Origin of the sequence: Selenomonas sp. oral taxon 136, from assembly GCF_001554015.1 — a bacterium.
Lineage (GTDB): Bacteria > Bacillota > Negativicutes > Selenomonadales > Selenomonadaceae > Centipeda > Centipeda felix.
The window spans coordinates 1665860-1688525 of record NZ_CP014239.1; the positions used below are offsets into that span (position 1 = coordinate 1665860).

Consider the following 22666-nt stretch of genomic DNA (forward strand, 5'->3'; position numbering starts at 1 on the left):
ATTGATTACAGTCCGACGAAAGGAGGAAAAACTTTGTCAAGATCGATTAAGAAAGGGCCTTTCGTCGCAGAGAGCCTGATGAAGAAGATCGAGGCACTCAACGAAAAGAATGAGAAGAAGGTTGTGCGCACGTGGTCGCGCAGCTCGACGATCTTCCCGGATTTCGTGGGTCATACGATCGCCGTCCATGACGGACGCAAGCATGTTCCCGTCTACGTGACGGAGGATATGGTCGGACATAAGCTCGGCGAATTTGCGCCGACACGTACATTCAAGGGTCACGCGGGCGAAGAGCGCAAGACCTCGCTGCGCTGATAGAGAGGAGGACGATTCGTGGCACAGGAAGTAAAGGCTACCGCCAAATACATCCGTATCGCCCCGCGCAAGGTTCGCATCGTGATGAACCTCGTGCGCGGCAAGAGCGTTGCTGACGCTCTGGCGATCCTGAAGTTCACGCCGAAGGTCGGCGCGGACGCCGTGGAGAAGGTGCTTCGCTCTGCTATCGCAAACGCGGAGAACAACTTCGACATGGATGTGGATCGACTGTTCATTTCCTCAGCTTTCGTTGACCAGGGGCCGACCTTGAAGCGCATTCATCCGCGTTCGCGTGGACAGGCGTTCAAGATTTTGAAGCACACGTCCCATATCACGGTTGCCGTAAACGAAAAGTAATAGGGAGGGAAACAGTTTGGGTCAGAAAGTAAATCCCCATGGCATTCGCCTTGGCATCGTCAAGGACTGGGATGCCCGCTGGTATGCAGACAAGGATTTCGCGCAGAATCTGCATGAGGACATCAAGATTCGCGATTACCTCAAGAAGAGCCTCCAGACCGCAGGTGTTCCCCGCGTGGAGACGGAGCGCAGCAAGAACCGCCTGAAGCTCACGATCCATACGGCAAAGCCGGGCATGGTCATCGGACGCGGCGGCTCGGGCATCGAGCAGATCAAGGAGGGGCTCAAGGGCCTCACCGAGAAGCGCGTTGACATCAATATCGCAGAGATCAAGCAGCCGGACCTCGATGCGACGCTCGTCGCCGAGAACATCGCAGCACAGCTTGAGCGCCGTATCGCGTTCCGCCGTGCGATGAAGCAGGCGGTCGGACGCACGATGCGTCTCGGCGCGAAGGGAATCAAGATCGCCGTCAGCGGCCGTCTCGGCGGCGCGGAGATCGCCCGCCGCGAGTCCTATCGCGAGGGCAGCATTCCCCTGCATACGCTGCGTGCAGACATCGACTACGGAACAGCTGAGGCACACACGACCTACGGCCGCATCGGCATCAAGGTCTGGATCTTCAAGGGCGAGGTTCTCCCCGACAAGAAGCAGGCACCGAAAAACAATAAGGAAAGGAGCGAGGCGTAATGTTACTTCCAAAGCGTGTCAAGTACCGCAAGCAGTTCCGCGGACGCATGAAGGGGAAGGCACAGCGCGGCAACACGGTCAGCCATGGCCAGTACGGTCTCGTCGCTCTGGAACCTGCATGGATCACGAACCGCCAGATCGAGGCTGCGCGTATCGCGATGACGCGTTACATCAAGCGCGGTGGTAAGGTCTGGATCAAGATTTTTCCGGACAAGCCCGTTACGGCGAAGCCGGCAGAGACCCGCATGGGCTCCGGCAAAGGCTCGCCTGAGTACTGGGTTGCTGTCGTAAAGCCCGGCCGCGTCCTCTTTGAGATGGACGGCGTGTCGCGTGAGGTAGCAGCAGAGGCCATGCGCCTCGCTGGGCATAAGCTCCCGATCAAGACGAAGTTCGTCGTACGTGAAGAAGTAGAGGGCGGTGAAGTGAATGAAGGTTGATGAGATTCGCGGCCTGAGTGCCGATGAGCTCACGGAAAAACTTGCGTCGCTCAAGGAAGAGCTCTTTGGCCTCCGTTTCCAGCACGCCACCGGACAGCTCGACAACCCGATGCGTATCAAGGACGTAAAGAAGACGATTGCCCGCATCAAGACCATTCAGCGCGAGCAGGCAAACGCCTAAGTCTCAGTTAGGTAAACTGGTGAAAGAGTCCTACCGAATTCGCATGGATTTTTCGTCCTGTCAAGAAAACAAGCCGAACGCAGAGTGGTGCTCTGTGGAGGTTGCTCCCGCAGAGAGGGCGGAAAAGATGAAGAAGTCGGTATGATATGCATGGGAAGGAGGCTCACAGAGATGAGCGATAGAAATGTACGCAAGGTACGAGTCGGCAAGGTCGTGTCCGACAAGATGGACAAGACGGTTGTCGTCGCTGTCGAGGAGCTCGAGCAGCATAAGATGTATAAGAAGCCGGTCAAGAAGACGGTGAAGTTCCACGCGCATGACGAGAAGAACGATGCACACATCGGTGATCGCGTGTCGATCATGGAGACGCGTCCGCTCTCGAAGACGAAGCGCTGGCGCGTGGTCGAGATCGTCGAGCGCGCGAAGTAAGGAGGAAACAGATCAATGATACAGCAGGAAACAATCCTGAATGTCGGCGATAACACAGGAGCGAAGGAAATCCTCTGCATTCGCGTACTGGGCGGCTCATACCGTAAGTATGCCAACATCGGCGATGTTATCGTCGCCTCCGTCAAGGCGGCAGCGCCGGGCGGCACGGTGAAGAAGGGCGATGTCGTCAAGGCGGTCGTCGTCCGCAGCGTCAAGGGGATCCGCCGTCCCGACGGTTCCTACATCCGCTTCGACGAGAATGCGGCCGTCATCATCAAGGACGACCACACGCCGCGCGGAACGCGTATCTTTGGACCGGTCGCACGTGAGCTGCGCGAGAAGGATTTCATGAAGATCGTCTCGCTTGCGCCTGAAGTTCTTTAAGGAGGAGGTGTTATTTTGTCGCTGGCAAAACTGAACGTCAAGAAGGGCGATACGGTCGTCGTTCTTTCCGGTAAGGATAAGGGCAAGCAGGGCAAGGTCCTCGTCGCTCAGCCGAAGAAGGGCAAGGTCATCGTGGAGGGCGTCAACAAGGTAAAGCGCCACACGAAGCCGAGCCAGAGCGCACCGCAGGGCGGTATCATCACGAAGGAAGCACCGCTCTTTGCGAGCAAGGTGCAGCTCGTCTGCCCCGCATGCGGCAAGGCGACGCGCGTCGCACACCGCATCATCGGCGAGCGCAAGGTACGCGCCTGCAAGAAGTGCGGCGAGCCCATCGAGCAGTAATTTTCGAGGAAAGGAGGAATACGCAAAGTGGATAGACTCAAAGAGAAGTATCAGAAGGAAGTTGCTCCCGCGCTGACGGAGAAGTTCGGCTACAAGAACGTCATGCAGCTCCCGAAGGTGGAGAAGATCATCATCAACATGGGCGTCGGCGAAGCCGTCGGCAACCCGAAGGCACTCGATGCCGCTGTGACGGATCTCACCGCGATTGCCGGCCAGAAGCCCCAGCTCACGCGCGCGAAGAAGTCGCTCGCTGCATGGAAGCTCCGTGAGGGCATGCCGATCGGCTGCAAGGTCACGCTGCGCGGCACGCGCATGTATCAGTTCCTCGATAAATTCATGAACGTCGCACTTCCGCGCGTCCGCGATTTCCGCGGCGTCAGTGAGAAGGCATTCGACGGGCGCGGCAACTATGCCGTGGGTCTGCGCGAGCAGCTCATTTTCCCCGAGATTGACTACGACAAGATCGACAAGATCCGCGGCATGAACATTGTCATCGTCACGAGCGCGCATACGGACGAAGAGGCCAAAGAGCTCCTGCGTCTCATGGGTATGCCGTTCCGCGCATGACGGGCAAGGAGGAACAACTGTGGCAAAGAAGTCAATGATCGAGAAGTGGAGCAAAGAGCCGAAGTTCTCGACGCGTAAGTACAACCGCTGCAAGATCTGCGGACGTCCGCATGGCTACATCCGCAAGTTTGATATGTGCCGTATCTGCTTCCGTGAGCAGAGTTACAAGGGCGCCATCCCTGGTGTAACCAAGGCAAGTTGGTAATACGTATATAAGGAGGATATCGATTCATGGCAATGACTGATCCTATTGCAGATATGCTGACCCGCATCCGCAACGCGAACTCGGTCTACCACGAGAGCGTCGCGATCCCGGGCTCAAAGGTCAAGACGGCAATCGCCGAGGTCTTGAAAAAGGAAGGCTTCATCGAGAATTACACCTTCCAGGAGGACGGCAAGCAGGGCGTCCTCACCGTCACGCTGAAGTATGGAGCAAAGCGTGAGCATGTCATTTCCGGCCTGAAGCGCGTCTCCAAGCCCGGACTTCGTCAGTACGCCAAGCACGATGCGCTCCCGCGCGTCTACGGCGGTCTCGGCATCTCCGTGATCTCCACATCGAAGGGGATCATGAGCGACAAGGATGCCCGCAAGGCAGGTCTCGGCGGCGAAGTTCTCGCATTCGTATGGTAACGCACAGGCAGGAGGTGTAACAATGTCACGAATTGGAAGAGCACCGATTCACATTCCGTCCGGTGTTACCGTCACGGTCGGTGCGGAGAATCTCGTGAAGGTCAAGGGCCCGAAGGGCGAGCTTTCGCGGGTGATCCATCCGGATATGAAAATAACCGTCGAGGACGGCGTCGTTACGGTCGCACGTCCGTCGGACGATAAAACGCACAGGGCGCTCCACGGCCTTTCCCGTGCGCTGATCCACAACATGGTGGTCGGCGTCTCGGAAGGCTTCACCAAGACCCTTGAGATTAGCGGTGTTGGCTATCGTGCGGCAAAACAGGGCAAGAACCTGAGTCTCTCGCTTGGCTTCTCGCACCCCGTTGTCGTTGAGCCGCCCGAGGGCATCACGTTCGAGTGCCCCTCGGCGACGGTCATCACGGTCTCCGGCATCAGCAAGGAAGCCGTCGGTCAGGTCGCTGCTGAGATCCGCGCGCATCGCGAGCCGGAGCCGTATAAGGGCAAGGGCATCAAGTACGCCGGAGAGCACATCCGCCGCAAGGAAGGCAAAGCCGGCGCGAAGGGCAAGAAATAAGAAGGAGAGGAGTGACACACTGTGCTTATCAAGCAGGATAAGAATCAGGCGCGCCAGAAGCGCCATCTGCGCGTGCGCAATCACATTGCAGGAACGGCGGCACGTCCGCGTCTCAATGTATTCCGCAGCCTAAAGAACATCTACGCACAGATCATCGACGATGAAAAGGGCGTGACGCTCGTCTCCGCGAGCTCAAAGGACAAGGGCTTCTCGCAGTACGGCGGCAACGTCGAGGCCGCAAAGGCCATCGGCGCAGCTGTTGCTAAGAAGGCTCTTGAAAAGGGCATCACCGAGGTCGTCTTTGACCGCGGCGGCTACATCTACCATGGCCGCGTCGCTGCTCTCGCAGAGGCGGCACGCGAAGCCGGACTGAAATTCTAAAGGAGGGAAAGCATGGCTAGACATAACGAAAACGAGACGCCGGAGTTCGAGGAGCGTGTCGTATTCATCAACCGCGTATCGAAGGTTGTCAAGGGCGGCCGACGCTCCTCCTTCAGCGCACTTGTTGTCGTCGGCAACAAGAAGGGCAAGGTTGGCGTCGGACTCGGCAAGGCTGCCGAGGTACCCGAGGCGATCCGCAAGGGCATTGAGGATGCCAAGAAGAGCCTCATCGAGGTGCCGCTGCGCGAAGAGCGTACGGTTCCGCATGAGATCACGGGCATCTTCGGTGCCGGCCGCGTCCTCCTGAAGCCTGCCGCAAAAGGTACCGGCGTTATCGCCGGCGGCCCGGCGCGTGCCGTTCTGGAGCTCGCAGGCGTGCGCGACATCCTCACGAAGTCGCTTGGCTCGTCGAACCCGAACAACATGGTGCGTGCCACGATGGAAGGCCTCATGGGACTCAAGAGCCCCGCAGAGGTCGCAGCACTTCGCGGTAAGTCCGTTCATGAGATTTTTGGCTGATAAGGAGGAACGAACATGGCAAAAGTCAGAGTTACCCTGACGCGCAGCTTGATCGGTCGTCCTGAGACGCAGCGCAAAACGGTAAAATCACTCGGACTGCGCAAGCGCAACTCCGTGACCGAGCTTCCCGACACGCCTGCCGTGCGTGGACAGCTTCACAAAGTCTCCCACCTCATCACGGTGGAAGAGATCGCAGATTGAAGAGGGGAGGCAAGAATCTATGAAACTGCATGAATTACAGCCTGCGGAGGGATCGCGTGCCGTGCGTAAGCGCGTCGGCCGCGGTATCGGCTCCGGCATGGGCAAGACCTCCTGCCGCGGCATGAAGGGGCAGAAGTCCCGCTCAGGCGGCGGTGTCCGCACCGGTTTTGAGGGCGGCCAGATGCCTCTCTACCGTCGTCTGCCGAAGCGCGGCTTCAAGAACGTCTGGGCAAAGACGTTCGCCGAGGTCAACGTCGGCAGCCTGAACTGCTTCGAGGACGGCACGACGGTTGATCCCGTTGCGCTCATCGAGGCGGGCATCCTGAAGAACGTTCGTGACGGCGTCCGCATTCTCGGCGACGGCGAGCTCACGGCGAAGAACCTCACCGTGCGCGCACAGGGCTTTACCCAGAGTGCCGCGGAGAAAATCGCAGCAGCAGGCGGCAAAGTAGAGGTGGTCTAAGGTGCTCAATGCCCTTGGCAACATCTTTCAGATTCCCGAGCTGCGGCAGAAGATCATCTTCACGCTCATCATGTTCGCCGTGTTCCGCATGGGAACGCACATCCCCGTGCCGGGCGTTGACCCCACGGCGATTGAGCAGCTCTTCTCGCAGGGAACGCTGTTCGGCCTCCTCGATCTCTTTTCGGGCGGTGCGTTCAGCAAATTTTCTGTCTTTGCAATGAGCATTACGCCCTACATCAACGCAGCCATCATCATCCAGCTGCTCAACGTCGTTGTACCGACGCTCGAGCAGTGGTCGAAGGAAGGCGCGGAGGGGCATAAGAAAACGACGAAGGTCACGCGCTACCTGACGGTGGTGCTCGCGTTCTTCCAGGCGATCGGCATGTCGATCGGCCTCAAGACCGCGATTCTCAACCCGAACCCCGTGAACATCCTCATCATCGCCATCACACTGACGGCGGGGACGGTGTTCCTCATGTGGCTCGGAGAGCAGATCACAGCGAACGGTGTCGGCAACGGCATCTCGCTCATCATCTTCGCCGGTATCGTCGCAGCGCTGCCGAAGAACATCGGCACGATCCTCGCCTATGTCAAGGCAGGCACAATCAGCTACTTCAGCGTGTTCGCGTTCGGCGTGATTGCATTGGCGATGATCGTCTTCGTCATTCACATTGAGACCGGCTTCCGCCGCATCCCAATCACGTATGCGAAGCGTGTCGTCGGCGGCCGCACGGCGACGGGACATTCGAGCCATATTCCGTTCAAGGTCAATCAGGCGGGCGTTATCCCGATCATCTTTGCCTCGTCGGTGCTCATGTTCCCGATCACGGTGGCACAGTTCGTCGATATTCCGTGGGTCAAGACGGCGGCGTCCTATCTGGAGTGGGGAAAACCCCTCCAGACGACGCTCTATGTCCTCATGATTATCTTCTTCACCTACTTCTACACATCGGTGACGGTGAAGATCCAGGATATGGCGGACAACCTCAAAAAATACGGCGGCTTCGTCCCCGGGCTTCGTCCCGGTCAGGCGACGGCGGACTATCTCGACTATGTGCTGACGCGCATCACCCTCGCGGGTGCGTTCTTCCTCGCGTTCATCGCGGTTCTGCCGAACCTCATCGCAGAGGCGACGCACATCCAGGGCGTGTACTTCGGCGGCACGGCACTTCTCATCGTCGTGGGCGTTGCCCTCCAGACGATGAAGCAGATCGAGTCGATGGTGGTCATGCGCCACTACGAAGGCTTTATGAAATAACGTACGAAGGAGATCCCTATGCAGATCATTTTGATGGGTCCCCCGGGTGCCGGCAAGGGCACGCAGGCGGTAAACCTTGTAAAACGCTACAATGTTCTTCACATCTCCACGGGCGATATGTTTCGTGAAGCCGTGAAAGAGGGGACCCCCTCGGCAAAGAGGCGAAGTCCTACATGGACGCAGGGAAGCTCGTTCCCAATTCCGTCACCATCGGCATCGTGCGTGAGCGGCTCAGTAAGCTGGACTGCAAGGAGAAGGGATTCATCCTCGATGGATTCCCGCGCACCGTCGAGCAGGCGGATGCCCTCGCAGAGATCCTGAAGGACAACGGGATGGCACTCACCGCCGTTCTCAACATCAGCGTCCCCGCCGCCGATCTCATCGAGCGCGCTGTCGGACGCCGCATCTGCAAGAGCTGCGGACATTCCTACCACGTGAAGTTCAACCCGACGAAGGTGGAGGGGGTCTGCGACGACTGCGGTGGTGAGACCTACCAGCGTGCCGACGACAGCGAGGAGACAATGAAGAGCCGTCTTTCCGTCTATGAGTCCTCGACGCGTCCGCTGATCGACTACTATAAGAAAGCGGGCGTCTACAAGGAGATCGACGGCCGACAGGACATCGCAAAGGTGGAGGCGGATCTTGCCGCCGTCCTTGAGGCGTAAAAGGAGCGAAAGGGAAGAATGTCAAAGCAGGATGTCATCGAGGTAGAGGGAAGAGTTGTTGAGAAGCTTCCCAATGCGATGTTCCAGGTCGAGCTTGAGAACGGACACGTCGTCCTCGCTCATGTTTCCGGAAAAATACGCATGAACTTCATCCGTATCCTTCCGGGCGACAAGGTGACCATCGAACTCACCCCGTACGATCTGACCCGTGGACGCATTACCTATCGCTTTAAGTAATACGAGGAAAGCACCGATTATAGGGCGTTCGGCTGATTAGCAGGAAAAACTGGTCAAAACGAAGTTTTTATGCTAGAATAGATAAGATCGACGTTTTCGGGTATGCGGCACAGCTCCGCTGCCCCGTGCGCGCAGGGAGACGGAAGGAGGCAAGCGCAGTGAAGGTAAGACCGTCTGTCAAGAAAATCTGTGAAAAATGCAAGATCATCAAGCGCAAGGGCCGCGTTATGGTCATTTGCGAGAACCCCAAGCATAAACAAAGACAAGGATAAAAAGGAGGTGCACTTATGGCACGTATTGCCGGTGTAGATTTGCCCCGTGACAAGAGAATTGAAATTGCGCTGACGTACATCTTCGGCATTGGTCTCACGACCTCGAAGAAGCTGCTCGCAGCTGCGGACGTGAACCCCGATACGCGTACGCGCGACCTCACGGAGGATGAAGTCGTCAGACTTCGTGATGCCATCGACAAGAACGCCGTGGTGGAGGGCGACCTTCGCCGCGAAATTCAGATGAACATCAAGCGTCTCGTTGATATCGGCTGCTACCGTGGCCGCCGCCACCGTCTCGGCCTGCCTGTCCGCGGACAGAACACGAAGAACAATGCGCGCACGCGCAAGGGCCCGAAGAAGGCCGTCGCAGGCAAGAAAAAGTAAAGGAGGCTCGTAGAGGTGGCTGTTAAGAAAACAACACGTTCCAAGAAAAAAGTTCGCAAGAACATAGAGTCGGGCGTTGCACACATCAGCTCGACGTTCAACAATACGATCGTCACGCTCACCGACAAGAGCGGCAATGCGCTCTCGTGGGCGAGTGCGGGCGGTCTCGGCTTCCGCGGCTCGCGCAAGAGCACGCCGTTCGCTGCACAGATGGCAGCAGAGACGGCGGCAAAGGCCGCAATGGAGCACGGACTCAAGTCCGTTGAGGTCTATGTCAAGGGACCGGGTGCCGGCCGTGAGGCTGCCATTCGCTCGCTGCAGGCAACGGGCCTTGAAGTCAACATGATTAAAGACGTGACGCCCATCCCGCACAATGGATGCCGTCCGCCGAAGCGTCGCCGCGTCTAACAGGAGGTGGATGAAACAACATGGCAATTGATAGAGTACCAGTCTTAAAGCGCTGCCGTGCCCTCGGACTCGAGCCGGCGACCCTCGGTCGTTCGCGCCAGTCGACGCGTCAGCTCCGCCGCACGAACCGCAAGGTCTCTGAGTACGGACTTCAGCTCAAGGAAAAGCAGAAGGCGAAGTTCATCTACGGCGTTCTCGAGCGTCAGTTCCGCGGCTACTATGAGAAGGCAAAGAAGATGTCCGGCGTCACCGGTGAAAACCTCCTCTGCCTCCTCGAGCGCCGCATGGACAACGTCGTGTTCCGCCTCGGCCTCGCTAACACGCGCCGTCAGGCACGTCAGCTCGTTCGCCACGGACACTTCACGGTGAACGGCAAGCGCGTCGACATCCCCTCCGCACTCGTCCATGAGGGCGATGTGATCGAGGTCGCCGAAAAGAGCCGCTCCGGCGCGTTCTTCAAGGAGCTTAAGGAGAGCAGCAATGCACTCTCCGCACCCGCATGGCTCACTGCCGATCAGGCAAACCTGACGGGCACGGTGACACGTTTCCCCCATCGTGAGGAGATTGACGTTCCGGTCAACGAACAGGCCATCGTCGAGCTTTACTCCAAATAATGAATGTGAATGTGTCTGCATTACGCGTTTATTATGGAGGAGGCACATAGATGACAGATATCGAGAAACCGAAAATCGAGATCGCAGAGATCAGCGAGGACGGACGTTACGGCCGCTTCATCTGCGAGCCGCTCGAGCCAGGCTACGGCACGACGTTCGGCAACAGTCTGCGGCGGATGCTGCTCTCGTCCTTGGACGGAGCGGCGGTCACCTCCATCCAAATCGACGGCGTTCTGCACGAGTTCTCCACCATTCCCGGTGTACGGGATGATGTGACGAGCATCGTGCTGGCACTCAAGCAGCTCTGCATCCGCATGCAGGACAGCGAGCCGCGCACGATCCGCATCGAGGCGGCCGGCGCGCGCGAAGTCACCGCCGCCGACATCGAGTGCGGCAGCGACATTGAGATCCTCAACCCCGAACTGCATATTGCAACGATGGGGGAGACGGGGAAACTCAAGATCGAGATGACCGTTGAGCGCGGCCGCGGCTACGTTCCGGCGGATCGGAACAAGAAACCGGATGACGTCATCGGCGTCATCCCCATCGACTCCATCTTCTCACCTGTGCAGCGTGTCAACTACACGGTAGAGGACACGCGTGTCGGCAACGTCACGGACTATGACCGTCTCATCCTCGACGTATGGACGAATGGCTCCATCCGTCCTGAGGAAGCGGTGAGCAAGGCGGCGGCGATCCTCGTCATGCACCTGCGTCTGTTCCAGAACATGGACGGCAGCGTGGTCGAGGAGGAGGAGGAAGTTCCGAACTTCCCGCCCGAGGAGGTCGACGACAGCGCGAAGGTGCTCGAGATGACCATCGATGATCTGGATCTTTCCGTTCGTTCCTTCAACTGCCTCAAGCGCGCCGGCATCAATACGGTTGCCGATCTCGCGCAGAAGACCGAGGACGATATGATGAAGGTGCGCAACCTGGGACGCAAATCTCTGGATGAAGTGAAGAAAAAACTTGAGGAGCTTGGACTCTCCTTGAGACAGGACAACGAATAACGATAGGAGTGGGAAACACATGAGAAAGCTCGGACGCAATTCCGCGGCCCGCAAGGCTCTCTTCAGGAGCATCCTCACATCCTTCTTCAAGCATGGACGCATTGAGACGACCGAGGCAAAGGCAAAGGAGCTGCGCTCCCTCGCCGACGGCCTCATCACGCTCGCGAAGCGCGGCGATCTCAGTGCGCGTCGTCAGGCTCTTGCGGCTCTGGCGGAAGAGGATGTCGTGCGCAAGCTCTTCGGCGAAATCGCAGAGAAGTACACGGACAAGAAGAGCGGTTACACCCGCATCTTGAAGCTCGGCCCTCGTCGCGGCGACGCCGCCCCGATGGTCATCATCGAGCTCGTTTAATCCAATAAAAAGACCGTCTGCGGGCGGTCTTTTTGTGTATTATATCAGTTAACGATAAATTTATTTGAAAAAAAATCGGGGAACTGGTAATATAATAAAACCTACCTACAGTTTTTTTGTGTGTGGGCGGGCAGTGCAGCCTACACCACTGACGTATCTCCATAGAGCGGATGAGGAGGAAATGGACTTGAAGACAAAGGGAACTCTGGCAGGGCGTCTCGCGCGTGCCCTTGCACTCAGTGCGGTGATTGGACTATTTGCCGCGCCCGTGTCGGCAGAGACGGTAAAGCTCAGCCTCGCGGACAGTGTGCAGATGGCGCTCGCAAACAACCGTACGATCAAACAGGCGCTCGCAGATGTGGATACGGCGCATGAGCAGCTGTATGCGGCAAACCGCAGTGCGGGTCCTCGGCTTACATGGGACTGGACGGCGGGTCGTGTCGGCGGGAAGGCGAAGGAGCTCAACCCCACTCCCTACAAGGATACATACGAAAATAAGGCGACTCTTTCGATGGCACTTTTTGATCCGACGATCAATGCCCAGCGTAAGGAGGCACGCTACGGGCTGAATGCGGCCGATCTCACGCTGGAACAGACGAAGCAGTCCATCCGCCTGACGGCAACGACGGATTATTTCAACATCCTGCAGACGCGCAATATGGTGCAGGTGCGCGAGGAAACGGTCGCGACGCTTACGAAGCATCTCGACGATGTGAATGCGCAGTTTCGCGCGGGTACGGTGGCCCGCGCAGATGTGCTCGCCTCCGAGGTGGAGCTCGCGAATGCACAGCAGGCACTGACATCGGCGAAGAACGACTATGCGGTTGCTGTCGCGACGCTGAACAACGTGATCGGTCTGCCGACGGATACGGAACTGGAGACGAGCGACGAGCTGCGCTATACGGTGTATGATCTCGCTTTGTCGGACTGCACGGACTATGGCCTTGTCTACCGCGCGGATGCGGCGGCGGCGCACTATACGGTCAAGCAGGCAGAGGCGGCGGTCGAGCAGGCGGCAGCAGCAAACCTTCCGACGCTGAGTGCAGCGGCGACGCGCTCGATTGCGGGCGAGCACGCCTTTAAGAACAGCATACAGGCACAAGATCAATGGACCCTCGGCCTGAGTGCGGCGTGGAGCATCTTCGACAACGAGGTGACGACGGCGCAGGTGCACGAGGCGAAAGCAAAGCTGCGCAAAGCCGAGGAAGCTCTGGCGGCAACGAATGAGCGCATCCGCCTCGATGTGCATACGGCGTACCTGAATCTGCGTGCGGCCGAACAGAACATCGGGACAACGGAGACGGCGGTCAAGCAGGCGGAGGAGGACTACAACATCGCCCGCGTGCGCTACAATGCGGGCGTCGGGACGAACCTTGAAGTCATGCGCGCCTCGGACAATCTGACGACGGCGCGCACGAATTACGCGACGGCACTCTACAACTACAATACGAGCAAGGCGGCGCTTGACAATGCCATGGGCGTGCCCGTCGATCTCGATGCAATGCAGTATCGTCGTGTGATCGATCATGGCAAGCGCGCCCGTGCCGCCCGTGAGGCAGCCGTGCTCCATGAGGATGCCGTGCTCGAGACCCCGAAGGGGGCGCAGGTACGTCCCGCGGAGCCGGCACCGACGGCGGAGGAGGCAGCTGCCTCCATCGAGCGCGTCCGTGCGGCCAATGCAGCCTACGAGATGACGATGGCAAAATGAGACGGCGGACATCTGCGGATGTCCGTTTAGGGGAGTTCTATGAGACAGAGGACATGGGTCTGCGCGATTGCGCTGGCGGCAGTGCTCCTCTGCGCGGCGGTCGCTGTCCATATTGTGCGGGCAGAGGCCTTTATGGCAGAGGTCGGACGGGCGGCGGGGCGCATCGCGTCGCAGCAGCTTGGGACGGATGTGCAGGTCGGCGCGGTGGAGATACGTTCTCTGCATGAACTCGCCATTGATGATATTGTGATTTACGATAAGCAGACGGAGAAAGTCCTCCGCGCCGACAGGGCGCGGGTGACGCTTCGTCTGTTTTCTCTGCTTTCATCCCCGGCGACCTCGGTGAATGAGATCCTGCTGACGGGGGTGCATGCGCATCTCGTGCAGCGAAAGGACGGCTCGTGGAACTATGCCGATCTCGTCTCGGACGATGCGGAGCCGAGTGCCTTTGTCGGGCGCATCCGCATCGCAGACGGTACGGTGGACGCCGCTGTGGCAGGGCGCAGCTATGAACTGACCGATCTGAGCGGTGCGGTGGACATCGACCGCGGTGCATTCTCCTATGATGCCTCGGCACAGTTCATGGGGATTCCCCTGCGCGTACGCGGAGAGAAAACGAGCGATGTGCAGGATGTGCAGCTCACGGCAGATGATGCAGATCTGACGCCGCTCCTCTCCCTCCTGCCCGAGGGGACACTGCCCGAGCGCGTGCAGATCCGGGCACTGCACGCTGACCGCGTGCGCGCGGGGCTGCGTCTCGTGGACGGGGCGCGTACGATGGAGGGGTGGATCGAGGGGATTCGGGCGGATGCCGATCTCTACGGCACGCAGACGACGCTGACGAGTGCGGCACTGCGCTTTGACGAGCGCGCTCTCTTCGTGGCGGCAACGGCGACGGCGGCGGAGCAGACGGCGCGCGTCGACGGCACGGTGCGCCTCGATACGGATGCGCCCTATCTCGATCTGCGCGTGCGTGCGGAGCGCTTTGCCCCCGCGGCGGTCTATGCCGAGAGCCCCTATACGGGAACTGTCTCTGCCGATGTCCGCGTGACGGGGACGATGGATGCTCCGACGGTCGATGGGCACGTGTCGGCAGAGGGCGGGACGGTCAGCGATATCGATGTCACCCGCGCCGATGCCGATGTTGCATACGCGGACGGAATACTCTCGTTTCAAAATCTTGCAGCGGAGGCGTTCGGCGGGAATATCGCGGGTGAGGGCACGCTTTCGGCGGCAGATCTCTCCTATGCGGCACATCTGAAAATCGAGGGCCTTCCCCTTGACCACCTGCGGACGGACGCACAGCTGCCGCTCCCTGCGGATCTCAGCGGCATACTCTCTGCCGATCTCGGCATCGAGGGACAGGGAACGGAGCGCACGGGGCTTGCCGTTTACGGCAGCGCAGAGGTGCTGGATGGGATGTACCGCGCCGTGCCGATTGAGCGCGCGAATGCATCCTTTTCCCTGCGCGGTCAGGATTTGACGATTGATTTTCTCAGCCTAAACCTTCCCCATGGAACGGATCTTGGCGTCGAGGGGACGATCCGCGGCGGGGCGGCGCTCGATCTCCGCTTTTACGGCGGCCATGTCGATCTCTCCCTGCTAAACCGCCTCGATGATCGGCTGAGCTTTGCAGGACTCGCGGACATCAGCGGCGAGGTGCACGGCGATATCGCGGATCCACACGTGGAGATGAAGGTGTCGGCGACGCGCGGACAGTTGATGTATCAGCCCTTTGACAGCCTGATCTTCCGCGCGGAGGGCTCGCTCTCTGGCATCGGCATCCATGATTTTTCGATGGAGCGGAATGGGCGCGAGGTCTGGCTCGTCAATGGCACGATCGGTTTTACCGGAGAACGGCGCATCAATGTGCAGATCGACACGATGGGGGCGCGCATGGAGGATGTCGCGGCGCTCGTCGCGCCCGACCAGCCGATCACGGGCAACATCGACAACATCATTAAATTCACGGGGACGCTCGACAATCCCCACGCCGTCGGCTACGTGCATTTCTATCGCGGCAGCTACGCGGGTGCATTGCTCTCGGGCATGGACGGCGACTACTTCCTCGATGACGGCGTCATTCGCCTGCAGGTCTTTCACATCTACTCCCCGATGGTGGACATGGTGCTGAACGGCACAATCAGTACGCAGGGAGTGCTCAATCTCGACGCTGAGGTGCGCGATCTGAACTTCAAACGATTTGCGCATAAATTCCCCTATCCTGTCGCAGGGCACGGTGTGTTCCACGGACAGGTCGGCGGGACGATTTCGTATCCCATCTTCCGCGGCGATCTGAAGGCGGACGAGGTGACGATGAACGGCGTGACGCTGACGAAGGTACACAGCCTCGTCTACTACGAGAACGGCATCGTCACGCTCGATCGCACGGGCTTCCATCAAGGGGAGAAAGGGAAGGTGTCGGCGCGCCTGCACTACGACACGCACTCGGATGTGCTGCGCGGCACCATGGATGTGGAGAATTTCGATGTCGGGGCACTCCTCGCGCTGGGCAATCAGAAGGAGGATCGCGTCGGCGGGTCAATCACGAGCCATATCTGGGTCGGCGGGACGCGGGATAATCCGTCCCTCGGCGTAACGGGGGAGATCGCCGCAGGTACGGTCGCAGGCTATCCTGTCACTGATGCGTCGCTGGATGTCTCCCTCTCCAACCATGTGCTGACGATTGACCGTCTCACGGGAAAGCAGGGGGACGGCTCGTTCTCCGCATCGGGGACGGTGGATTTTAACGGCATGATGGATGTCGATGCCACGGCGAACGATATTGCCCTCGGGATCTTTACGGGGCTGGCGGGTATTGATGAACCCGTGTCGGGCACGGCGTCTGTCACGGCGCACGTCGGCGGGACGGCGCAAAGTCCCGTCGCCGATGTGTCGCTCTCGGCGAAAAACGGGGGCGTGCGCGGCGGGACGTTCGATGCGCTGGCAGGCGAGATTCAGGTGCGCGGGAGCGTTGTCCGCGTCAATCAGCTGACGGTGCATAAGTACATTGGCGGCGTGGACTATACGGTAAGTGTGCATGGGACGCTCCCCCTGCACGCGCTCACGGCGGATGCGGATGAGATGCTCAGTGCCGCCGAACAGATCGATCTCACGCTGTCCCTCGACCACGCCGATCTCTCCCTGCTCCCCGTGTTCTCACGGGAGATCGAGTGGGCACTCGGCCGTACCGAGGGTGAGCTGACCATCCGCGGCTCGCTTGCCGCACCGCGCATCAACGGCTCACTGCGTATCAGGGACGGTGCGGTGAAGCTCAAGGCGATTGAGACACCGATTACGGAGATCGAGGTGCAGGTCGATGCGCTCGGCGATTCGATCGCCATACGCGAGTGCACGGGGCGCATGGGCACGGGCAGCTATCTCCTGACGGGGCATACGGGGCTGAGTGGGCTAAGACCTGCGAACTATGAGTTCATGCTCGTGATGAACGCGCTCTCAGTCAAGACGTCGTTCTACGATGGCCCCCTGACGGGCGCGCTGAAGCTGACGGAGGATACCTACTGGGGCGAGACGCTGCCGAAGGTATCGGGCACGGTCGATATCGACCGCGCGCTCATCTCGATCCCAACGATTCCCGATACGGACAGTGAACTTCCGCACATCATTCTTGATGTGGGGGTATCTGTCGGGCGGCATGTGCATTTCTTCAGCCCGAATCTCTACGACATGCATCCGTCGGGGCAGATTCACTTCGGCGGAACAACGCGTCACCCGAAGACGACGGGCATGATCGGCGTGCGACGCGGCGACACGGTCAGCTACCTGCGGACGGTGTTCAAGATCCACGAGGGGACGGCGACGTTCAACCAGATGGAGTCGTTCCTGCCCACGATTGACTTCTATGCCGAGACGCGTCTGACCAATATGCGCATCTATCTGAGCGCGCGCGGCCCGCTCGACCACATGGATTTTCGCCTCGGGTCGTCGCCCGAGATGTCGGAGGAGGAGATCCTCCGCATGCTGACTCTGCGCGGTGCGTCTCAGAACGGGGAGGGGAAATTCAGTGCGGCGGATGTGCTCGCGATCGGGCTGCAGATGAGCGTGCTCTCCGAGGTGGAAAACTCGATGAAGAATATGCTGCATCTCGATGTGTTTCGTCTGTCGAGCGGCAGCGGCAGCCTGTTTGAATCGAAGGAGGATGTCCCCGACGCAGAGCGGCGGAATGAGTACAATCTCGAAATCGGCAAGTACATCGGCGACCGCGTGTTCGTGCGCTATGTGCAGGGGCTCGGTGCGGCGGCGAACAAGAGCCGCTATGGCATCCAGTACGATCTGAGCGATGCGTTCGGCATCTCGTACGACCGCGAGGGTTCGGAGCAGATCATCGGCATGGAGGCGCGGATTCGGTTCTGACCATGTCCCTATCTTTCCCGTCAGTAGGGGGAGGAAGCTGGTGCGTCGTTATCCCATGCCTCCCCCGTCGGTACGGGGGGAGGGGGACCGCGAAGCGGTGGAAGGGGCGCCTGCTGCGCGTTCTATCGATTATTTTGTGTATTTTTTAGCAAAGGAGGTGTGCCCATGTTTTCCGCCTATATGAAAAAACTCTCCGCCGTGCAAAAACTCGCGCCGGAGGAGGAGCGTGCGCTCTGGCGTGCGTATAAGGAGAACGGCGACATGGCGGCACGCCGCCGCATCATCGAGGCCTATCAGCCGCTGGTCTTTCGCGAGGTATATCCGTACCGTGCCCTGCCGGCCGCGATGGATGCGGTGCAGGAGGGGACGATCGGGCTGATCGAGGCGGTGGAACGCTATGACCCGGACTATGGGGCGGCGTTCAGTCTCTATGCCGTGCATCGCGTGCGCGGGCGCGTCCGTGACTTTTTGCGGCGTGAAGGGAATGTCGATCTGCCCTGCCTTGAGGCGGAGACGGAGAGCCATGAGACGGCGAAGGAACTCCTGATGGATGAGCAGCCGTCCGTGGCGGAGCTTGCCGAACACCACGCGCTCGTCGGTGTCGTGGGCGACGCGATGGAGCGTCTCCCTGTGCGCGAACGCCTCGTGCTCGAGGGCGTGACCATCGGCGGCGCAGGTGCGGGCGCGATGGCGGATGCGCTCGGCGTGACGCCGGCGCACGTCTATCGCCTGCAGAAGAACGGCATTCGTCGGATTCGCGGGATGCTCTCGCGTTTCATGCAGCATTGGTGATTCGCAATTTATTTTATACTTATTGAATCCTATCGCTTCTGTGTAGTATAATCGTTGGGAGGGAGAGCGCGATGGAGAGCGAACGCGAGGAGCGCAAGCGGTCCATACGGGCGGCACGCGACTGGCTTGCGGGGGCAGAGGATGCTCTCGCGGGGGCAGACGATGTGTCGGGCGATCTAAAGCTCATGCTTGCCCGCGCCGAGCTTGCGTGTACGACATCGACGCACCGTGCGCGCCTGCGCCGTCGGGCGCGTGTCCTCCTGCCGGCACTTGCTCTCGTTGCCCTCGCGCTGTGGGGGCTGTGGCGCATACAGGTGCAAGAACCTGCTGCCGTGCCTGCCGCAGAAATCGAGGAGCGGGCAGAAATACCGGCAGTACAGTCCCCTGTGGAGGAAGCTCCTGCGCCCACTCCGCAGACCACGGTTGTCGCTGCGCCACTTCCGCCGCATGTGACGGAAGGGGCGGAGACTCCTGCTGTGGTGGCACACGAAACGCCTGCCGCAGTACCCGCTGTCCACGAGAGTGCAGCACCGCCCGCTGCGCATGCGCATGCACCTGCGTCGCGCCTGCCGAGCGCGGATATGCAGCATTTGATGCAGATCGGCGGCAAAATTTTGAGAGAGTAGTTCGTGCATCCATGATGCACGGTGAATGAAGCGCATATCGGAAGCACTGATAAATTCAGCCGCGCCATCTTGACGCATCTTTTTTGCCCGCACTTCGGCGGAAAATCCTCCACAGAGCACCACTCTGCGTCCGGCTTTCCACCTCGTTTGGACGAAAAATCTACGCCAATCTGACGGACTTCATTTTATCAGCGATTCCTATCGCTTGCGTATGGTCTAGGAGGTTTCGCCTTTGAACAGCAAAAAGTACCGCAGACTTGCCCTTGCCGTCACACTTGGTATCGGTGTATCCGCATCCGCTCTGCCGCAGGGTCATGCCGCAGATGCGATGGATCATGAGAGTGCGGCGACCGCTGCGGAGATGGCGGGGACGAAGGCCCCCGTCCTGAGCAATACGCCGAAGGCCGCGCCGGAAGAAGCTCCGGTGCAGCAAGGTCCTGCCCTGACGGACAAGACGCCGCCGGCATCGACAGAGGCACGTGCGTCTGCGTGGGCAAGCACGCGTCCCAGTGAGGATGCTGTGGCACAGGGACTTGCGGCAGAGGTGGGCAAGACAGTCGTCGAGATCAACTTTGTGGGAGGCTCTGAGGCGACGGAGAAGGCAGCGCGTGAGGCGATTGCCATGCACGTCGGAGATGCTCTGGCGGAGGATGTGCTCGTCAAGGATCGCGACGCGATCTACGCGACGGGGTATTTTTACGATCTCTACCCTGTCTTTGAAGAGGTGCCCGAGGGCGTTGTACTGATCTATCACGTGCTGGAAAATCCGGTGCTGAAGGAAGTGCACATCGAGGGCAACACGGTCGAAAAGACGAAGGATCTCATGGATCTCGTGACCGTGCAGAGGGGGCAGCTGCTCAATGGGCGTACCCTGCAGGAGAATGTGCAGGCGATTCAGGAGAAGTACCGCGCGGACGGCTACATCCTCGCCAAGATCACAGATCTCAACATCGCGCAGGACGGGACGCTCACGATCCGCATCAGCGAGGGGACGCTGGAGGGCTATAAGGTCAAGGGCAACAAGAAGACCAAGGAGCGCGTCATCCTCCGCGAAATGCGCCAGAAGCCCGGCGAACCGTTCAACGCCAATCAGGCACGCCGCAGTATGCAGCGTGTCTACAACCTCGGTTTCTTCGAGGATGTCAACGTCAAGATGAATCCGGGCGTGGAGCCGAATGCGGTCGTCATGGAGATCGATGTCAAGGAGAAGCGCACGGGCTCGTTCGGCATCGGTGCGGGCTACTCGAGCTCCGACGGCATGGTCGGCATGGTGAGCATCAGCGACACGAATTTCCGCGGGATGGGCGACACCATCAGTCTCAGCTATGAGATGAGCGGTGACGATACGGATGCGCGCGGCTATACGTTTATGTATCGCCGCCCGTGGCTCGATAAGAAGGAAACGTCGGGGACGGTGCGTCTCTACAACCGCACCTACGAATACGACGACTACAACTCCAATGGCGACCATGTGGAGTCGTTCATGCGCAAATACTCGGGCGGCGAGCTCACCCTGAGCCGACCGATGAGCGAGTACTCGACGAATTTCATCACGCTGAAGAACCGCAAGGATAAGTATGTCCGTCACACGGAGAACGGACTGGCAGGCGACCGCAGCCTCAACGCACCGTGGATCGGCAAGAATTTCGGCACGACGCGCAGCATTACGCTCGAGCACGTGACGGATACGCGCGACAATGTGTACGAGCCGACGACGGGTGCGCGCGCGTCGCTCTCGGCGGAGTTTGCAGGCTTTGGCGGAGACTTCAATTTCCAGAAATACACGATCAGCGATGCCCAGTACTTCAAGGTCGGACACGCACAGGTGCTCGTGGCGCGCGGGCAGTACGGGGTCGGCAACGGGTCGATCTCCGAGTACAATCAGTTCCGTCTCGGCGGACAGGATACGATCCGCGGCTACCGCGAGGATCAGTTCCGTGGCAACCGCATGGCGCTGCTCTCGCTTGAGTACCGCTTCCCAATCGTCTCCAAGGTGACGGGCGCGCTCTTCACGGACTACGGCGGGGCGTGGGATAGTGGCTTTGCGCCGGAGAATCTGCACGGCAGCGTCGGCGTCGGGCTCGGTCTCAACACGCCGATTGGTCCGCTGCGTCTGGACTACGGCCGTGGGTCGCAGGGCGGACGCGTCCACTTCCGCGTCGGCGGCACATTCTGATGCGGCAGGGCATCTCCCTGCTGTGCACTGTGCGTCTGTCGCTCGTGCTGCTTGGCATTCTTGCTGCATGCGCAATCGTTTCTCCTGTTTATGCCGCAGAGACCTCCCGCGTGGAGGAAACTGCGGCTATTGTCGTAGGAGATCAGCCGATCCCGCCCATTGTGCGTGCGCGTATGGAGCGCACGGTCGCTGCGATTGCGGCAGAGCGCATGGAGGGCCGGCGCACGGCGGACATCGCGGCCGGGGAGGAAGCGGAAATCATCGGGGCGGTGTTTGACCGTCTGCTCGTCGGCTACGCGGTGACACGCGTGACGGTGACGCCGGCGGTGCGGACGACGGTGGAGATTCACCTTGCTCCGTGGGCGGATACGATTCGGAGCGTTGCCGTTGTGTCCGAAGTGGAGGGCATGCCGCCCGCAATTGAGGCACTCGTGCGCACGGATCTCGCGGGGGCGGAGCGGGTGTTTTCCGATGCACTCGTCGGCCTGCCCGTCGCGGCAACGGACTGGGCATCGGGGGCACTGAAGCGTCAGCTTGCCGCCTATATGGAGGAGCATCTGCCCGAGTTCCGCGCGGACTACGATGTCGATGTGGCGCCGACGGCGACGGTGCGGCTGACGGTCTATCCGCGCCTGCCGGTCGTGCGGACGGTCGATCTCTCGATGCGCTCGGATACCGTTCCCAATGCCGCACTGCTTTCCCAGCGTACGGCAATGGAGACGGAGGTGAACCGCCTCGTCGGCGTGCCCGTCCCGTTCGTCGCGCGTCACCGTGCGGCGCTTGAGGAACGTCTCGGCACGCAGCTTGACGCCATGCCTGCCCTACGCAGTCTGCATCTCACGTCGCACGTGACGATCACGCCGGGCGAGCGGATGGCGGTCATGAGCCGCAGCGATACGACGCGCTACCGCCTGCGACTCACGGGCTGGCTCGATGTCGGGCGCAGTGCCAAGGACACCCATGGGGAGCGCCGCGATCTCCGTGCGCGGCTGCACGCAGGGCGGATGCTCAGTCCGCGCGATGAACTCTATGCGGAGATGGATGCCGCTCCCGAGGATGTGCGCTTTTCGTGGCGCGTTGGCTATGCCCGCACGCTGCTGCCGCGCCTTACGGGCGAACTCCGCTGGGATGTGACGGACGGCCGGTTCTCGGTGGCGGGCAGCTACGCTTTTCACCCGCGCTGGCTGCTCCGCTATGAGCATTGGACCGATGAGGGTACGGGCGAGTGGGAGCTGCGCTACAAGCTGCACGACTTCCTCAGCATCGCAGGGCTCATCGATCGGGACGATCGGTGGCTGCGTTTGATCGGGAATTTTTAGAAA

At 60.0% G+C, this 22666-nt stretch carries 30 protein-coding genes and 1 pseudogene; all 31 read left to right on the plus strand.

The window, feature by feature from the left end:
- Positions 1-33: 33 nt before the first annotated feature.
- On the plus strand, positions 34-315 hold the full coding sequence (gene rpsS, locus AXE86_RS07910) for a 30S ribosomal protein S19 (protein ID WP_006695832.1): 282 nt from the start codon (positions 34-36) through the stop codon (positions 313-315).
- Between the two features lie 18 nt (positions 316-333).
- Complete coding sequence (rplV, locus tag AXE86_RS07915) at positions 334-672, plus strand: 50S ribosomal protein L22 (protein ID WP_009753876.1); 339 nt, start codon at positions 334-336, stop codon at positions 670-672.
- 16 nt (positions 673-688) lie between these two features.
- Positions 689-1360: a 30S ribosomal protein S3 gene (rpsC, locus tag AXE86_RS07920; RefSeq protein ID WP_009753877.1), complete on the plus strand. Its 672-nt coding sequence runs from the start codon at positions 689-691 to the stop codon at positions 1358-1360.
- A complete protein-coding gene (rplP, locus tag AXE86_RS07925; RefSeq protein WP_009753878.1) occupies positions 1360-1797 on the plus strand; it encodes a 50S ribosomal protein L16 in 438 nt (145 codons plus the stop codon). The genes rpsC and rplP overlap by 1 nt, the downstream gene beginning before the upstream one ends.
- Positions 1787-1978 (plus strand): 50S ribosomal protein L29, encoded by a 192-nt coding sequence (gene rpmC, locus AXE86_RS07930; RefSeq protein WP_006307553.1) that lies wholly within the window; start codon positions 1787-1789, stop codon positions 1976-1978. Before rplP ends, rpmC begins: the two co-directional genes overlap by 11 nt.
- A gap of 171 nt (positions 1979-2149) precedes the next feature.
- Entirely contained in the window at positions 2150-2407 is a 258-nt protein-coding gene (gene rpsQ / locus AXE86_RS07935) for a 30S ribosomal protein S17 (protein WP_006691170.1), read from the plus strand.
- A 15-nt stretch (positions 2408-2422) separates the two neighbouring features.
- Complete coding sequence (gene rplN, locus AXE86_RS07940) at positions 2423-2791, plus strand: 50S ribosomal protein L14 (protein WP_009753880.1); 369 nt, start codon at positions 2423-2425, stop codon at positions 2789-2791.
- Between the two features lie 15 nt (positions 2792-2806).
- Positions 2807-3133, plus strand: a complete 327-nt coding sequence (rplX, locus tag AXE86_RS07945; protein ID WP_009753881.1) for a 50S ribosomal protein L24 — start codon at positions 2807-2809, stop codon at positions 3131-3133.
- 27 nt (positions 3134-3160) lie between these two features.
- Positions 3161-3700: a 50S ribosomal protein L5 gene (rplE, locus tag AXE86_RS07950; protein ID WP_006691167.1), complete on the plus strand. Its 540-nt coding sequence runs from the start codon at positions 3161-3163 to the stop codon at positions 3698-3700.
- 19 nt (positions 3701-3719) lie between these two features.
- Complete coding sequence (locus AXE86_RS07955) at positions 3720-3905, plus strand: type Z 30S ribosomal protein S14 (RefSeq protein WP_009753882.1); 186 nt, start codon at positions 3720-3722, stop codon at positions 3903-3905.
- A gap of 26 nt (positions 3906-3931) precedes the next feature.
- A complete protein-coding gene (gene rpsH / locus AXE86_RS07960) occupies positions 3932-4330 on the plus strand; it encodes a 30S ribosomal protein S8 (protein ID WP_009753883.1) in 399 nt (132 codons plus the stop codon).
- Between the two features lie 22 nt (positions 4331-4352).
- Positions 4353-4904 (plus strand): 50S ribosomal protein L6, encoded by a 552-nt coding sequence (gene rplF, locus AXE86_RS07965; protein WP_061946128.1) that lies wholly within the window; start codon positions 4353-4355, stop codon positions 4902-4904.
- Positions 4905-4925: 21 nt separating this feature from the next.
- Positions 4926-5285, plus strand: a complete 360-nt coding sequence (gene rplR / locus AXE86_RS07970; protein WP_009753885.1) for a 50S ribosomal protein L18 — start codon at positions 4926-4928, stop codon at positions 5283-5285.
- Between the two features lie 12 nt (positions 5286-5297).
- Positions 5298-5804: a 30S ribosomal protein S5 gene (gene rpsE / locus AXE86_RS07975; RefSeq protein WP_009753886.1), complete on the plus strand. Its 507-nt coding sequence runs from the start codon at positions 5298-5300 to the stop codon at positions 5802-5804.
- 15 nt (positions 5805-5819) lie between these two features.
- On the plus strand, positions 5820-6005 hold the full coding sequence (gene rpmD, locus AXE86_RS07980) for a 50S ribosomal protein L30 (protein WP_006692907.1): 186 nt from the start codon (positions 5820-5822) through the stop codon (positions 6003-6005).
- Between the two features lie 19 nt (positions 6006-6024).
- A complete protein-coding gene (gene rplO, locus AXE86_RS07985; protein WP_009753887.1) occupies positions 6025-6468 on the plus strand; it encodes a 50S ribosomal protein L15 in 444 nt (147 codons plus the stop codon).
- A gap of 1 nt (position 6469) precedes the next feature.
- A complete protein-coding gene (gene secY, locus AXE86_RS07990; protein ID WP_061946130.1) occupies positions 6470-7726 on the plus strand; it encodes a preprotein translocase subunit SecY in 1257 nt (418 codons plus the stop codon).
- An 18-nt stretch (positions 7727-7744) separates the two neighbouring features.
- Positions 7745-8391, plus strand: a pseudogene (locus tag AXE86_RS07995) (adenylate kinase).
- Between the two features lie 18 nt (positions 8392-8409).
- Positions 8410-8628 carry a translation initiation factor IF-1 gene (gene infA / locus AXE86_RS08000; protein ID WP_006307539.1) on the plus strand — a complete coding sequence of 73 codons (219 nt, stop codon included), beginning with the start codon at positions 8410-8412 and terminating at the stop codon, positions 8626-8628.
- A 158-nt stretch (positions 8629-8786) separates the two neighbouring features.
- Complete coding sequence (rpmJ, locus tag AXE86_RS08005) at positions 8787-8900, plus strand: 50S ribosomal protein L36 (RefSeq protein ID WP_006307538.1); 114 nt, start codon at positions 8787-8789, stop codon at positions 8898-8900.
- A 15-nt stretch (positions 8901-8915) separates the two neighbouring features.
- Entirely contained in the window at positions 8916-9284 is a 369-nt protein-coding gene (rpsM, locus tag AXE86_RS08010; protein WP_050341598.1) for a 30S ribosomal protein S13, read from the plus strand.
- 15 nt (positions 9285-9299) lie between these two features.
- Positions 9300-9692, plus strand: coding sequence for a 30S ribosomal protein S11 (rpsK, locus tag AXE86_RS08015; RefSeq protein ID WP_006307536.1), 393 nt, complete (start codon positions 9300-9302; stop codon positions 9690-9692).
- 20 nt (positions 9693-9712) lie between these two features.
- Positions 9713-10306: a 30S ribosomal protein S4 gene (gene rpsD / locus AXE86_RS08020; protein ID WP_009753891.1), complete on the plus strand. Its 594-nt coding sequence runs from the start codon at positions 9713-9715 to the stop codon at positions 10304-10306.
- Between the two features lie 50 nt (positions 10307-10356).
- The gene (locus AXE86_RS08025; protein WP_050341591.1) at positions 10357-11316 is read left to right on the plus strand and encodes a DNA-directed RNA polymerase subunit alpha; all 960 of its coding nucleotides are present in this window, start codon (positions 10357-10359) and stop codon (positions 11314-11316) included.
- Positions 11317-11335: 19 nt separating this feature from the next.
- A complete protein-coding gene (gene rplQ, locus AXE86_RS08030) occupies positions 11336-11668 on the plus strand; it encodes a 50S ribosomal protein L17 (protein ID WP_061946132.1) in 333 nt (110 codons plus the stop codon).
- A 181-nt stretch (positions 11669-11849) separates the two neighbouring features.
- Positions 11850-13376, plus strand: a complete 1527-nt coding sequence (locus AXE86_RS08035) for a TolC family protein (protein ID WP_061946133.1) — start codon at positions 11850-11852, stop codon at positions 13374-13376.
- Positions 13377-13415: 39 nt separating this feature from the next.
- Positions 13416-17750 (plus strand): translocation/assembly module TamB domain-containing protein, encoded by a 4335-nt coding sequence (locus AXE86_RS08040; protein WP_061946135.1) that lies wholly within the window; start codon positions 13416-13418, stop codon positions 17748-17750.
- 165 nt (positions 17751-17915) lie between these two features.
- Positions 17916-18542, plus strand: a complete 627-nt coding sequence (locus tag AXE86_RS08045; protein WP_061946137.1) for a sigma-70 family RNA polymerase sigma factor — start codon at positions 17916-17918, stop codon at positions 18540-18542.
- Between the two features lie 71 nt (positions 18543-18613).
- Complete coding sequence (locus tag AXE86_RS08050) at positions 18614-19168, plus strand: hypothetical protein (RefSeq protein WP_061946139.1); 555 nt, start codon at positions 18614-18616, stop codon at positions 19166-19168.
- 232 nt (positions 19169-19400) lie between these two features.
- Positions 19401-21344, plus strand: a complete 1944-nt coding sequence (locus AXE86_RS08055) for a BamA/OMP85 family outer membrane protein (RefSeq protein WP_061946141.1) — start codon at positions 19401-19403, stop codon at positions 21342-21344.
- Complete coding sequence (locus tag AXE86_RS08060) at positions 21344-22663, plus strand: hypothetical protein (RefSeq protein WP_061946143.1); 1320 nt, start codon at positions 21344-21346, stop codon at positions 22661-22663. Before AXE86_RS08055 ends, AXE86_RS08060 begins: the two co-directional genes overlap by 1 nt.
- The last annotated feature ends 3 nt before the right edge of the window (positions 22664-22666 follow it).